The following is a 13,246-nucleotide window of genomic DNA, read 5'->3' on the forward strand; positions in this document are numbered from 1 at the left end:
CAGCGGCGTGTCGCCGTCCGTCAGCCGACCGACGTCGGGTGGAGGGCGCGGCGCAGTCGGTACCCCCGGATCGCCATGGCACGGCGGAGGAACCGGGCCAGGGCGTCCTGGAGGCGCCACGCTCGGAACACGCCGGCGACCCGGTACGCGATCCGGATGATCGACTCGGATGTCCCGGGCGTGTCGCGGTCGCCGATGTGCTGCTGGATCCGCCCGAGGCGCCCGTGGGTGGCCGGCACGACGACGAGGTCACCGAGCTGGCCGGGGAGTTCCGGCCACAGGTCCTCGAGATCCGCGACGGCCTCGCCGCGCACGACGCACTCGGCGACGAACGCGTCGATGCCCCGGGTGTGCAGGTGCCGAGCCGCGGCACGCTCGTCGAAGCCGGCACCCGCGCCGATGGCCGCGAGCCGGAGCCCGAGGTCGAGGTCCTCGTTGTAGCCGAGCTCCACCGGCGGCCGGTACGCCTCGGCCTCGCGGTAGAGGTCGCGGGGGATGCTCGCATTGCCACCCCAGAAGGACGTCAGCAGCGTCATGGCGTCCCCGGTGCGCCAGACGGCGACCTGGTTCTCGTAGTCGCGGGCGTAGATGCGGGTCGCTGCCTCGTCGCGGCCCCGACGGGGTGTCAGACGCACGGGCATGTAGCCGAGCAGGGCGCTGCGGGGGTGCTCCGCGTGGAAGGCCCGGTGGCGTTCGACCAGCCCCTCGAGCGGCAGGACGTCGTCGTCGGCGACGAGCACGACGTCGCAGGTGGCGGCCTCGAGCCCGACCGAGCGCGCGATCGACCTCCCGCGGTTCTCGGGGAGCGTGATGAGGCGCATGCGGGGGTCCGCCGTCGCCCGGGCGAGCGCGGCCTCCGCCCCGTCGTGCGGGCCGTCGAGCACGACGACGAGCTCGTCGAGGTCCTGTCGGAGCCAGTGGTCGAGCATGTCGGACAGGCGGTCGAGGCGTCGGTAGGACGGGACGACGACGGAGATGGTCGGGAGGTGCGACATTCGGGTCTCGCGTTTCTCGGGTTCGGGTCAGGGTCGGCGCACGAGCCGGACGGGTACTGGACATCGGCGCTGAGCGTCGCTATTGTCGCAGCCACGACGAGCCAGTCAACCCGCTGACGCCGCCCCGAACCGGCGTCACGACCACGGTGCCCCGGACCCCGAACCCAGGGCACGACTCGCGGCGAGGACCCGAAACCCCGCAGCGTGACGTCGAGCGAACCGACGGTGGCGTACCCGAACGCCCGGCTCCATACCCGAACGGCGCCCACCCATGCCCATTCGTGAGCGGCTCCACGACCAACTCGACCTGGTCGTGGTCCTCGGTCCCGTCCGTGAGGACGTCATCGACGCCCTGCCCGACGCCCTCCACCGACACCTGATCAGCGACGACGGCAGCGAGCTCCGTCGCGCCTACCGTCCGGACCGGGCCTGGGGGCACGTCTCCCGCCGCGCGGCCGACTCGCTCGCGGACGACGTCCTCGACGTCGCCGTCGACGGCCTGGAACCGGCCGAGATGGCGACGCACCTCCTCGACGCCGGCTACGCGGTCCTCCCGATCCGGATGCTCGTGTCCGGCGGACTGATCGCGGTCCTCGTGCCGCACGACCTCTTCGACGGCGCCTCCAGCGGCCACCACATCCGGCGCGTGCTCGCGATCGCCGCGGGTGAGCCGGAGGGGCGCACCGTGCGCCCGCCGACCCGGCGGCCGTTGGCCGCCACCATGCGGGTCGCCGGGCTCGACCGTCCCGGCCCGCTCCGTCTCGCGCGGGCGGCCCGGCGGGACGCGGAGCGACAGGTGCCACCCGACCCCCAGGTACCCGGCGGGCTCGCCGTCGACCGTGCACGGCGCCTCCGCGGGTTCCGCACCGTCCAGCTCGACGAACAGGAACTGCGCACGCTCGACGCCCGTGCGGTCGACGGAGCCGGGCGCCGCACCACGCGCGGCATGAAGCTGTCGGCCGCCGTGCTCGACGCCATCGCCGACGCCGTCCCGCCGACGACCGACTTCACCATCCGGATGAACGTCGACCTCCGTCGCTGGGCGCCCCGCGGCGAGCGGGTCCAGGGCCCGTTCTCGACGTCGTACCCGATCGGTCGGCTCCGGACGATGCGACGCGACGCGGCATCGGTGCACGAGCAGGTCCGCCGGGCGATCGAGACGCGGGCACCGCTCGCGGCCCTCGTCGGCGACGTCGTCGGCCTGGTCCGCGACCGCGTGCGACACCCCTTCCCGATCCCGTCCGGCGACGTCATCCGCACGCAGTTCGACGTCGCCCTCTCCGTCTTCCCCTCACTCATCCCGGACGCCGTCTGGCGACCGGGTGCGACCCCGCTCCTGGGCACGATCCTCGTGCACCCGGGGCACGTCGCGAACCCGTACGTCCAGATGTCGCTGGTCGGGTCCGAGGCCTCGATCGCCCTCTGGGACGAGACCGGGATCATCGACCAGGACCGATTCGAACAGTCGCTCCGAGCCGCCGTCACCCCGGCCGCTCGGGTGCGAGAGGAGCACCACGCATGATGAGCGCACCCGACGCGGTCCGCACCGTCCTCCGGCACTGGGCACTCGTGCTCGTCGCCGTCGTCCTCGGCGTCGTGGGCGGTTCCGTCTACAGCGCCACCGCGAGCCCGACGTACAGTTCGTCGTCGCAGGTGCTCGTGACGATCCGCTCGAGCGGCAGCACGACGGACCGCCTGCAGGGCGCGTCGTACATCAGCCAGGTCCTGCCGACCTACACGTCGGCGATCACGAGCTCGTCGGTGCTGGAGCCCGTCATCCAACAGCTCCACCTGTCGACCGGGGTCGCCGCCCTCGCGAAGGACGTCTCGGCGACCGCGGGGACCGACACGGCGATCATCACCGTCACGGCGGACGCGGGCAGCCCGCGCGCCGCCCGTGCGCTCGCCGCCGCGGTCACGAACCGGTTCATCCAGGTCGCACCCGACCTGCTCTCACCCACGAGCGCGGCGGGTACCAGCACCGCCACGGCCGGGGCGTCCGGCGACACGACGCCCGCGGACCTCCGGCTCTCGACCGTCAGCGTGCCGACCACCCCGACCGGTCCGACCAGCCCCGGGCGACTCGTCGTGGTCCTCCTCGGGCTCGTGGCCGGGTTGATCGTCGGGATCGGCATCGCGCTCGCGCTCGGCGCGGCCGACCGTCGGGTCCGGAGCGCCGAGCAGGCCGCCGCGATCGCCGACGCACCGGTCATCGGACGGCTCCCGCGCCTCCCGGCCCGCGCCTGGCACGACCGGTCGTCGGTCCCCGCATGGACGGAGGCCGTCCGTGACCTCCGCGAGTCGCTCCTCGCCCGGGCAGGCGACCGGCCCACCATCACGTTCCTCGGGAGCACGACGGGCGAGGGCGTGACGACCGTCGTCGCCGACGTCGCGACGGCGTTCGCCCGTGCCGGTGTCCCGACGACCGTGCTCGACATGGACCTCCGGTCGTCCGACCTCCAGGCCGGACTCGCGGTGCGCGGAGAGCGTGGCCTCGTGGACGTCGTGAACGGCCGTGCCGAGTTGTCGGACGTCCTGCTCCGCCCGGCGTCGCTCCCCGCGTTGAGCGTCGTCCCCGGCGGCCGCGGGTCCGATGCGGGCGACGTGTTCACCGCCCGGAACCTGCAGCCGGTCGTGGACCACCTGCACGGCAGCGCCGAGGTCGTCCTCGTCGACACGCCGCCGGCGAACGGCTTCAGTGAGGCCCTCGCGGCCGCCCGCATCGCCACCGCCGTGGTGCTCGTCGTCGGCATCGGCGAGGTCACCACGCCGACGTTGAGCGCCGTGGTGGAGCGGCTCTGGACGAGCGGGCAGGAGGTCCTCGGCGTCGTGGCGGTCCGGGTCCCCGCTCACGTCCGGGTCCCGTCCGCGCACGCGGCGGCCCGCCGGTCCATCGCGGCGACCGCACCGTCCGGGGCATGAGCACGAGCGAGGCCCTGCGCTCCCGTCGCCGCGGAGCAACCGTCGTGGGCGTCGGCAGCGTGGCCGCCGTCGGCCTCGGCGCCGCCGCCGTGGCGCAACCCGCCGCGATCGTGCTCCTCGTGGCGCTGCCGCTCGTCGCGCTCGTACCCGCGGTGGCGGTCTGCTTCGCCGCCGCGGCCGACGGGGTGACCCTGCCGCTGCTGCTCACGGTGCACAGCGCCACCGCGGTGAACATGGCCGTCCTCGGTGCGACGGTCCTCGCGGCACTGGTCGCCGTCCTCCGTGGGCGGATCGACCGACGCGTCGGGTGGCCGGTGCTCGGCATGGTGGCCCTCGTCCTGCCCGCGACCGTCCTCGCGGTGTTCGAGTTGCCGTCCGCGCAGTGGCTCAGCGGCCTGCGGTACGTGTTCATCCCCCTGCTCGTCGCCCTGTTGGCATCGACGATGACGGCGCGCACGATCCGGACGGTGCTCCGGGTGCTCACCACGCTGCTCGCCGTAAACGCCGTCGTCTCGGGCATCGAGTCCGCGCTCGGGTCCGACCGGCTCCTGGCCCTGACCGGCCTGTCCTACGGCACGAACATCCGCAACATCGGCACCACGCTCCGTGCCATGGGGACGTTCGGCACGAACTACCAGCTCGGCGCGTTCGCCGGGGTGCTCGGCGCGGTCGCGCTGCTCTGGTGGGGGACCCTCGAGGACGCCCGACGCGACCGCGTGTGGCGGATCGTCGCGATCGCGTCCGGGGTCGCGTGCCTCGTCTTCAGCACCTACCGCACGGGCATCGTCGTGTTCGTGGTCGCGATCGCGGCCGCCGTGTTCCTGACCCGCGGCGTCGTCGCCGGATGGGTCCGCGTCGCAGCGGCCGTCGGGGGTCTCCTCGCGGTGATCGGGTTCCTGGCCGTCGGCCTCGGGAACGCGGGGAGTCTCCTGGAGCGCTTCGCGGTCTGGGGACAGCTCCTCGCCGCGTCACCGCGGTTCTTCGGACGCGGACTGGGATTCGCCGGTGCCGCGTCGCAGGCGAAGGGCTCCGCGCTCCAGGTCTTCACCGACGACTACTACATCTCGATGTGGCTCCAGTTCGGCGTGGGCGGCGTGCTCGCCATCGTCCTGTTCCTGGCGGTCGCGGTCGCGCTGTACCGTGCCGGCCGCCGCGGCAACCGCCGCGCCGCGCTCGCCGTGACGATCTGGATCGGCGTCCTCGTCGGGTTCTTCTTCGTCGAGCTCTGGGAGTACACGTCCGCCATGTCGATCGTCATGCTCGTCCTCGGTGCATCGGGCTCCCACGCCCGCGCCGTCGACACCGGACCCGTCACCGTTCCCGCACCCCGTCCATCCAGGAGGCCGTTGTGAACACCACCGAGACCGACGGACGCACCCGCCGGGAGGCCCGGGTCGACAGCGAGGGCGTCGGTCGCCGCATCCGCACCTTCGGCTGGTTCTTCGCGACCGTCGTGGTGTCCGGGGCGTCGAGCATCGTCACCATCCCCGTGATCGTCACCCTCACGAGCGCCCACTCCTGGGCTGCGGTCGCGCTGGGGCAGGCCGTCGGGTCGTCCCTCAGCGTCCTGACCATGTTCGGGTGGGGCATCACCGGGCCCGCCCGCATCGCGATGATGCCGCGGAGCGAGCACGCCGTCGCCTACTGGGACTCCATCGTCGCCCGCTTGATCGTGCTCGTCCCCGTCCTCGCCATCACGGTCGGCGTGACGTGGGTCATCGCGCCGACCGCGCACCTGGCCGCCGTCGTCGCGGGCGTGGCGATGGCGGCGGGCGGACTCTCCGGCACGTGGGCCCTCATCGGCCGACGCGAGCCCGTGGCGCTGTTCTGGGCCGACACCGTGCCGCGCGTGGTCGGGACGGTCCTCGGGGTCGGCGCGCTCGCGTTGGGCGGTGGGCTCATCGCCTTCTCGGCGCTGCAGCTCGCCGGCGCTCTCGCCGCGTTCGTCATCGTGTCCGTGCGACTCCTCGGCGGAGTGCGGCGGCCCGCGGGCGGGGTCCACGACGCGGCCGGCGCGTGGCGGGTCATCCGCGAACAGCGCCACGGCGTCGCCGTCGCCGTCGCCGTCGCCGCGTACTACCCGCTCGTGCTCGTGATCGTCGCGCGGTTCATCCCGGCGCAGCTCCCGCTGTACGCGCTCAACGAGAAGCTCCTGCGGTTCGCGACGATGGCGATGCAGCCGGTGCATCAGTACATGCAGGCCGCGGTCCCGTCCCAGCAGGGACGTGCCCTCGTCCGCGCCCTCCGGCGCTCGCTCGCCGCGATCCTCGTCATCTCGGTGCTGGCCTGGGTGGTCTACACCGTGCTGCTGCCCGTCGCGAGCGGTCTGCTCACTGCGGGCCAGGTCCAGGTGCCTGCGTTCGCGGGACTCATGCTCGGTGCGTTCATGGGCTTCAGCGTCCTCGGGAGCTACATGACGAGCGTCGCGCTCGTGGCCGTCGACCGCGTCGGCGTCATCAGCCGCGGTTCCCTCATCGGGTTCGGCGCCGGGCTCCTCGCCGTCCTGCTCACCGCGCTCATCGGCGCGGCGGACGCCCTCGCCGCGGGGTTCGTCGTGACGGGGATCGTCACCGTCCTGTACCAGACCACCGTGTTCGTGCGGGCGATGCCGCGGCACGCGGACGTCCAGTCCGACATCGTGCTGCTCGACGCCCCCGAGCCCACTGAGCCCGCCGCACCGGGCCTCCCGCCTGCCGGATCCGGGGCCGTCGCCCCGATCGTCGTGCCGGAGGTCTGATGGCGGCACACGCTCCCGGCGACGGGGCGCACCGCCCGACGAGGGCACGCCGCCGCCACCGATGGGCGTACCTCGTCGCGGGCGGGGTGGCCCTCGTCGTGCTCGCCGGCGCCGGCGCCGTGTGGGTGCACCGGACGTCCGGCGCGGCGTCGACCCTGTCGGCCTGCGGTGACCACGGCTCCGTCCCGGCGGACGACGCGGCCGCCCCGTCGGCGTCGGCCTCGGCGCCGAGCCCGCAGGTGCGGTCCGGCACGGCCGTCGACAGCTCGACCCGCGCCTCCCGGCACGCCCTGCGGCGGATGGGGGGACTCGGGTTCACCCAGGGCGACCAGCCGATGACCCTCGGCTCGGCGCGGCTGACGACGCTGTTCCGCGGGATCGCCGCCACGGGCGCGACGATCGTCCGGCTCGACCTGAACTGGGCGGCGATCGAGCCGTCCGGCCCGGACTCGTACGACCTCACCCACACGCTCGCCGTCTACCGGGCGGCGACGGCGCACGGCCTCACGGTGCTCCCGGTCCTCACCGGCGTGCCGGGGTGGGCGAGTTCGGCGCCCGGCGGATGCGGGCCGGCATTCGCGGCCTTCATGGACCGTGCCTCGCCCCCGATGCTCGCAGCCGGGGTGCGTGCCGTCGAGATCGGCAACGAGGTGAACACCACCGGGATGTCACCGCAGGCGTACACGCACGACCTGCTCGTCCCGGGAGCGCGCGCCTTCCGTGCCGCGGGGATCACCGCGGGCGTCACGGTCGGCGTGATCTCCACCGGCCTCGCTCCCGCCCGGACCGGGGGCGGCACGTGGTCCCCACCTGACTTCCTGCGTGGCGTCTACGCGGCCGACGGGGGTGCGTACCTCGACGCGGTCGGCATGCACCCGTACTCCTGGCCGGACGCGCCGACCGCGGACGTCGCGTGGAACTGGCTCCGGGGTGCGACGGACGTCCGTGCCGTCATGGTCGCGAACGGCGACGCCGACAAGGCCATGTGGGCCACCGAGTTCGGGTTCCCGACGAACAGCGATCGCGGCGTCTCGGACGCGCAGCAGGCGAGGTACCTGGCGGTCGGGGCGCGGATCTGGGGCGCCCGTGCGTGGGCCGGCCCGATCGTCATCTACTCGTACCAGGACCTCGACACCGGCGCCCGCGACCCCGAGGACAACTTCGGGGTCCGCGACACCGACGGGACCGCGAAGCCCGCGTACGACGTGGTGCGGGACCTCGCCGCGGCTGCAGCTGCCCAGGGCGAGGGGTAGGGCGGGTGTCGACGGAGGACCGGTCCGCGCAGCCTCACGGGACCCGAGCGCTCGGTACACTGGGCCTGCCGCTCCGGCGGCGGGGGCCTTTAGCTCAGTTGGTAGAGCGCCACGTTTACACCGTGGACGTCGTCGGTTCGAGCCCGGCAGGGCCCACCTCGACAGCCCGCGTCCGTGGGACCCGTCCGATCGGTCCGCACGCTGCGGACGAGCCCGCGCCGATGCGACGCGGGAGTCAGGAGTCATCCGTGGGAACGGACATCCAGTTCCGAGTCGGCCACGACGAGCGCGAGTGGGACGCCCTCGTCGCGGCGAGTCCGGGCGCCACCGCATTCCACGACTGGTCGTGGCTCCGGATGCAGACCGACCTCCACGGTTGGCGGTTCGAGCCCCTGGTCGTCGAGCACCGCGGCCGTGCGGTCGGCGTGTTCCCCGTCCTGCTGCGGTCGCCCCGCAGAGCGCGACCCGCGGATCCGCCGTTCCCCTTCGTCGGACCGCTCGTGCCCGAGGCGCTCCTGGCGAGCACGTTGCGCCAGTTCCGACGCTGGCAGCTCGTGCACCGGGTGCCGGTCGTCCGGTTCGACTTCGGGCCCGGCGTCGCGGCGGCCGGCGAAGCAGCACTGGTCGGCAACGGATCCGAGTGGAGCGCCGACCGCACGTTCGTCATCGACCTGGTCGGTTCCTCGCCCGAGTCCCTGGTGGCCGGCATGAAACGCGGCGCGCGCCAGGCCCTCCGCGCGGCCGGACGTCACGCGGTGGAGGTCAGACCCGCGCTGCCCGACGAGGTCACGACGTTGCTGCCGCGGGTCCTGAGCGAGTCCTACGAGAGCCGGGGCGTGCCCTCGCCCTATCCCTCGGAGATCGGCGAGCGCGTCGCACGCTGGGCAGCGGATCGGTCCGACGTCTACCTCTCCACCGCACTCGTCGCGGGGGAACCGGTCGGTGTGCTCGTCGCGCTGGGGAGCCACGAGGTGGTGACGGGATGGGCGGGTGGAACGCTCCGAGCGCACCGCGCCGTCAACCCGAGCACCGTGCTCTACCACGACATGCTCCAGTGGTCCCTCGCCCGGGGCCACAGCGCGGTCGACCTCGTCGGCTACGTCGACCTGGGCGTGAGCAGGTTCAAGATGTCGCTCGGGGCCGTCGAGCGGCCCTACGTCAACGCCGTCTCGTCGCCGGTGCCGCGCTTCGTGCGATCCGCCGTCGCCCGGGTCCGGGACCGTGGCACGGCGGCCGGCCCGCGCTGACACCGCCTCGCCCGGTCAGCCGGCCGCGATCGCCGGTGCCGGTGCGTCACCGGTCTGCTCCGACGAGCGGCGACGCCAGTGGGCGGGGGAGACGCCCACCGCACGCTTGAACGCGGTGCTGAACGCGCTCTCCGAGCCGTAGCCGAGCTCCGCGGCCAGGGCGCCGACGCGGACGTCGGGGTCGCGGAGCGCCCGTTGCGCGAGCAGCATCCGCCACCGTGACAGGTACGCGAGGGGTGGGATGCCGGCGACCGTCCGGAACCGCTCGGCGAAGGTCGTGCGGGACATCCCGGCGGCACCTGCGAGCTCGGCGAGGCCCCAGGACCGGCCGGGGTGATCGTGCATGAGTCGGAGCGCGGGCGCGAGCGGTTCGTCGGCGAGCAGGCGGAACCACCCGACGGGCGGCCGCTCCTGCTCCAGGTACGCGCGGAGGACCTCCAGGAGGATGAGTTGCGCGTTCTGACGGATGGCGAACGCGGACCCCAGGCGTCCACTCGATGCCTCGCGGAACAGTTGCGCCACCAGGGTGGCGAGTCGGGCGGCCGCGGGCGCCGAGGCGCGGACGTGCACGAGACCGGGCAGCGCGGTCCGGAACAGCGCCTGCCCGGCCGGGTTGACCTGGATCCACCCGCCGACGAGGACGTCGTCCGTGGAGAGGTCGGCCGCGGCCAACGCCATGGAGTCGAAGCGCGCGTCGGGGACGAACTCCGCAGGCGGTCCGTCGCCGACGCCACCCCGGACCTCCAGGTGCGTCCGGTGGTTCAGCAGGACGACATCGCCGGGGCCCAGTTCGACGGGCCCGATCGGTCCTCCGGGTCCGTCGACGACGATGCGAGCGGAACCGGCGACGAGCGCGACGAGCTTGAGCGGCCGCGTGATCGTCCCGTGGGACGTCCACGAACCCCGGACCGCGAAGCCACCAGTCATCAGGCCGCGGACCTCGACCTGGTCGAAGACGTCGGACAGGGCGTCGCTCTGCGCGGAGTGGACCATGGTCCGTACTCTGCCGCATGAGAACAGGACGCGCGATGATTCCGCGTCCGATCCTGGACGATGAGACTGAGGGCATGACCTCGCAGCAGATCCCCCTCGGGACGCCGTTCACGGCAGCCTCCACCGCAACCGACGTCCTCCAGGGCGTCGACCTCACCGGGGAGGAGGCGATCGTCACCGGCGGCCACAGCAGGCTGGGCCGCGAGGTCTCCCGCGCCCTCGCGGCCGCCGGTGCGTCGGTCACGGTCGCCGCCCGCGACACCGCCCGCGCCGCCGAGGCGGTCGCCGGGATCGACGGCGTGCGCGTCGAGCAGCTCGACCTCACCGACCCGGACTCGATCGACGCCTTCGCCGCGCGGTGGAACGAGACCGGACGGCCGGTGCACATGCTCGTGAACAACGCCGCGGTGCTGTTCACCCCCGAGCTCCAGCTCGACGCGCGCGGGCACGAACTCGCCTTCTCGACGTCCCACCTCGGTCACTTCCAGCTCACGCGTGCCCTACTCCCGGCCCTCCGGGCGGCGCACGGGGCACGCGTCGTCACCGTGACCTCCGGCGCGGCCCGCATGGGGGGCGTGCGGTGGGACGACCTCGACTTCCGGTCCGGCTACGACCCCGTCGCGGCCTACGCCCAGTCGAAGCGGGCGAACGTGTTGTTCACGGTCGAGCTCGACCGACGCACCGCGGGGCAGGACATCCGGGCCTTCGCGGTGCACCCCGGCGTCGTCATCGGACCCGGCCCGCACGCACCCGCGCGCGTCGACTCCTACCGCGCGCAGGGTCTCGTCGACGAGCACGGTGCCACCGTCATCGACCCGGAGGTGGGCAAGAAGACGGTCGAGCAGGGCGCCGCCACCATCGTGTTCGGCGCGGCCAGCCCGTGGCTCGACGGGGTCGGTGGCGTCTACCTCAAGGACAACGACGTCGCCGTGCTCGACGACGTCGAGCGTCCGATGACCGCCGACAGCATCCCGGCCGACGCGAACTCGGCGATGCGTGACCCCGCCGACGCACGGCGCCTGTGGGCGCTGAGCGAACAGCTGCTCGCCTGAGGACGCGCGGTCGATCCCGCCGCCGACCGTACCGCGTCGTCGGTCGGTCCTCGGTCATCGCCGCCGGGTCCGTCGGGGGCTGCTGGTCAGTAGCTGATGCCGGCGAACGTCGCGTACGACGGCTTCTTGACGTGCGCGGACGTGTACAGGCCGAAGTCACCGTCGATGCCGCCGTCCTGCCAGTCGTAGAGGAACACCGGACCGAGCTGCGGGTACTTCGTGGCGACCTGGAACAGCTGGGTGATCGTCTGCTGCTGCTGCGCGACGGTGTACGCGGGGTAGCCGCCCTCGGTGCCGGTGGGCATCCCGGCCTCGGTGATCCAGATCTTCTTCGCGCTGTCCCCGTTGCTCGACATGATCGCGAGCAGGTCCGGGAGCACGGAGAGGACGTTGTAGCCCCCGTCCGACGTCGCCGGCATCGCCGGGTACACGTACGGGTGCAGGTTCAGCGCGTCGAAGCTGCCGCGCGCCCCGTCCTCGTACATCTGGTCGATGAAGTCGAACGGGTGGTAGTTGCTGCCCTGCGCGCTCCGTGTCGGGGACTCCTTGCCGTAGGGCGCCATACCGGCCATCAGGACGGTCGCCTTCGGGTCCGCGGCGTGGATCATCGGGTACACGGTCTCGAGCAACGCCGTGTACGCGGCCGGGTCCGGGGTCCCGCCCCAGTTCGCCCCGAGGTTGACCTCGTTGCCGATCTCGAACGTGTGCACGCCGAGCGCGGCGAGCTGCGTCACGGAGGACGTCATCCACCCACCGGCCGCCTTGTACCCGGCGGACTCGGGCATCGGCGCGGTGCCGTCACCGAGGATGACGAGCACGTCCAGCCCGGCCGACCGCGCGGCCGTGATCGTCTGGGTCGTCGCGCCACCGTGGCGGGTGGTGTTCCCGGCGTAGTTGTAGTCGAGGCGGACCCACGTCGCACCCGTCGAACGCATGTCGGCGAAGACGGCGGTCGCCGCCGACGCGCTCATCGTGTTGATCGTGTTCTCGTACAGACCACCGGGGGAGATGCCCTTCCCGCGCCCCGAGGAGGCGGGGGAGGGGCTGGCGCCCACCGGGACCCACGCGGGGGTCCCGATCATGGAGATCGGGGTCCGCGGGGGCACCACGGCGGTCGACGAGGCGGCGCTGGCGGCCGGCGACGGCGCAGCGCTGGGTGCCGCGGCGGGCGAGGAGCTGGTCGGCGCCGCGGCGGGCGAGGAGATGCTCGGTGCGGCCGGTGCCGGCGTCCGGACTCCGACGGCGAGCTGTGCGGCAGGGAGTGCGTCGGACAGCGCGCCGGTGTGCGGTGCTGTCCCGGTCGCGGGCCCACGGGTCGTCCGGGCTTCCACCGACGCTGCTGCGGCGGACGGCCCTCCGGCCCGAGGAGCCGACGACACCTGCGGGCGCTCGCTCGGAGCCGACTCGCCCCGGACCGTCCCGCTGACCGCACCGGGCGCCGCGGGTGCCGCCACTGCGGCACCCGTCGGGGAGGCGGGTGCACCGAAGGCCACGTCGGCGTCGCCCGCGGCGCGGGCGCCGGACGCACCGGGCCCGCTGACGCACCCGGTCAGGGTGACGCCCGCGATCACGGCAACGGCGATCGCTGCCCAGGTCCTCCGTGTCCGAGGACGCCGGGAGGACCCGGTGGGTACAGCGAGGGAAGTGCTGACGCTTCCTGATCGCGTCCGCGGCCTGCCGGTCAGGTCGTGGTGGTTGGCCATGAGACAAGGAATGCGGCAGCGTGCGCTGCGGACAATTCCCGCGTTCTGGGGACCCTCCCAGAACGTGGGACAAACGGTGCGCGACGGTGGACCGCACCGCGGACCGTCCCGGCGAGCTCCGCGCAGCGCCGGGTGCGGCGCTCGACGTCCCAGTTCGAGGGTGAAACAGTCGGCACCACTACTGCCGAGTCGCCGCCCGAACGTATCGTGGGCGCCGGCCGTCGACCGAGCGAACAGGGGCTCGGGGCACCGTCGGCGGACACGGGTCAGTCGTGTCCGCAGACCTCGTCCACGTTCTGCCGTCCATCGGGGAGGGCGCACGTCGGGGTCGCGCCGATCGACGA

Annotated in this window: 10 protein-coding genes and 1 tRNA gene; 8 read left to right on the plus strand and 3 right to left on the minus strand. The window is 73.4% G+C overall.

The window, feature by feature from the left end; all coding sequences use genetic code 11:
- Nucleotides 1–20: 20 nt before the first annotated feature.
- Nucleotides 21–995 (minus strand): glycosyltransferase, encoded by a 975-nt coding sequence (locus DEI94_RS06705; RefSeq protein WP_111008710.1) that lies wholly within the window; start codon nt 993–995, stop codon nt 21–23.
- Between the two features lie 271 nt (nt 996–1,266).
- Here DEI94_RS06705 and DEI94_RS06710 point away from each other — a divergent pair, with 271 nt between their 5' ends.
- The 7 genes from DEI94_RS06710 to DEI94_RS06740 all read left to right on the plus strand — a co-directional run bounded on the left by DEI94_RS06710 (nt 1,267) and on the right by DEI94_RS06740 (nt 9,154).
- On the plus strand, nt 1,267–2,517 hold the full coding sequence (locus DEI94_RS06710; protein ID WP_111008711.1) for a transferase family protein: 1,251 nt from the start codon (nt 1,267–1,269) through the stop codon (nt 2,515–2,517).
- The gene (locus DEI94_RS06715) at nt 2,514–3,917 is read left to right on the plus strand and encodes a Wzz/FepE/Etk N-terminal domain-containing protein (RefSeq protein WP_111008712.1); all 1,404 of its coding nucleotides are present in this window, start codon (nt 2,514–2,516) and stop codon (nt 3,915–3,917) included. Before DEI94_RS06710 ends, DEI94_RS06715 begins: the two co-directional genes overlap by 4 nt.
- The gene (locus tag DEI94_RS06720; protein ID WP_111008713.1) at nt 3,914–5,269 is read left to right on the plus strand and encodes an O-antigen ligase family protein; all 1,356 of its coding nucleotides are present in this window, start codon (nt 3,914–3,916) and stop codon (nt 5,267–5,269) included. Before DEI94_RS06715 ends, DEI94_RS06720 begins: the two co-directional genes overlap by 4 nt.
- Nucleotides 5,266–6,654, plus strand: a complete 1,389-nt coding sequence (locus tag DEI94_RS06725) for a hypothetical protein (RefSeq protein WP_111008714.1) — start codon at nt 5,266–5,268, stop codon at nt 6,652–6,654. Before DEI94_RS06720 ends, DEI94_RS06725 begins: the two co-directional genes overlap by 4 nt.
- Nucleotides 6,654–7,907 (plus strand): hypothetical protein, encoded by a 1,254-nt coding sequence (locus tag DEI94_RS06730; protein WP_111026081.1) that lies wholly within the window; start codon nt 6,654–6,656, stop codon nt 7,905–7,907. Before DEI94_RS06725 ends, DEI94_RS06730 begins: the two co-directional genes overlap by 1 nt.
- Nucleotides 7,908–7,990: 83 nt before the next feature.
- Nucleotides 7,991–8,063 (plus strand) — tRNA-Val (locus DEI94_RS06735).
- Nucleotides 8,064–8,155: 92 nt separating this feature from the next.
- Nucleotides 8,156–9,154: a lipid II:glycine glycyltransferase FemX gene (locus DEI94_RS06740; protein WP_181441737.1), complete on the plus strand. Its 999-nt coding sequence runs from the start codon at nt 8,156–8,158 to the stop codon at nt 9,152–9,154.
- 15 nt (nt 9,155–9,169) lie between these two features.
- On the opposite strand, the gene DEI94_RS06745 is transcribed toward DEI94_RS06740, so the two are convergent.
- Entirely contained in the window at nt 9,170–10,147 is a 978-nt protein-coding gene (locus tag DEI94_RS06745) for a helix-turn-helix transcriptional regulator (protein ID WP_111026079.1), read from the minus strand.
- A gap of 74 nt (nt 10,148–10,221) precedes the next feature.
- Here DEI94_RS06745 and DEI94_RS06750 point away from each other — a divergent pair, with 74 nt between their 5' ends.
- A complete protein-coding gene (locus DEI94_RS06750) occupies nt 10,222–11,199 on the plus strand; it encodes an SDR family NAD(P)-dependent oxidoreductase (RefSeq protein ID WP_111026140.1) in 978 nt (325 codons plus the stop codon).
- Nucleotides 11,200–11,285: 86 nt separating this feature from the next.
- On the opposite strand, the gene DEI94_RS06755 is transcribed toward DEI94_RS06750, so the two are convergent.
- Nucleotides 11,286–12,770 (minus strand): hypothetical protein, encoded by a 1,485-nt coding sequence (locus tag DEI94_RS06755; RefSeq protein ID WP_111026078.1) that lies wholly within the window; start codon nt 12,768–12,770, stop codon nt 11,286–11,288.
- Between the last annotated feature and the right edge of the window lie 476 nt (nt 12,771–13,246).

The sequence above is a fragment of the Curtobacterium sp. MCBD17_040 genome (genome assembly GCF_003234805.2).
Classification (GTDB): Bacteria; Actinomycetota; Actinomycetes; order Actinomycetales; family Microbacteriaceae; genus Curtobacterium.

Bases quoted from the DNA above. Each gene is read 5' to 3' on its own strand.
- DEI94_RS06705 (WP_111008710.1), bottom strand. From the start codon at position 995: ATGTCGCACCTCCCGACCATCTCCGTCGTCGTCCCGTCCTACCGACGC.
- DEI94_RS06710 (WP_111008711.1), top strand. From the start codon at position 1,267: ATGCCCATTCGTGAGCGGCTCCACGACCAACTCGACCTGGTCGTGGTC.
- DEI94_RS06715 (WP_111008712.1), top strand. From the start codon at position 2,514: ATGATGAGCGCACCCGACGCGGTCCGCACCGTCCTCCGGCACTGGGCA.
- DEI94_RS06720 (WP_111008713.1), top strand. From the start codon at position 3,914: ATGAGCACGAGCGAGGCCCTGCGCTCCCGTCGCCGCGGAGCAACCGTC.
- DEI94_RS06730 (WP_111026081.1), top strand. From the start codon at position 6,654: ATGGCGGCACACGCTCCCGGCGACGGGGCGCACCGCCCGACGAGGGCA.
- DEI94_RS06745 (WP_111026079.1), bottom strand. From the start codon at position 10,147: ATGGTCCACTCCGCGCAGAGCGACGCCCTGTCCGACGTCTTCGACCAG.
- DEI94_RS06750 (WP_111026140.1), top strand. From the start codon at position 10,222: ATGACCTCGCAGCAGATCCCCCTCGGGACGCCGTTCACGGCAGCCTCC.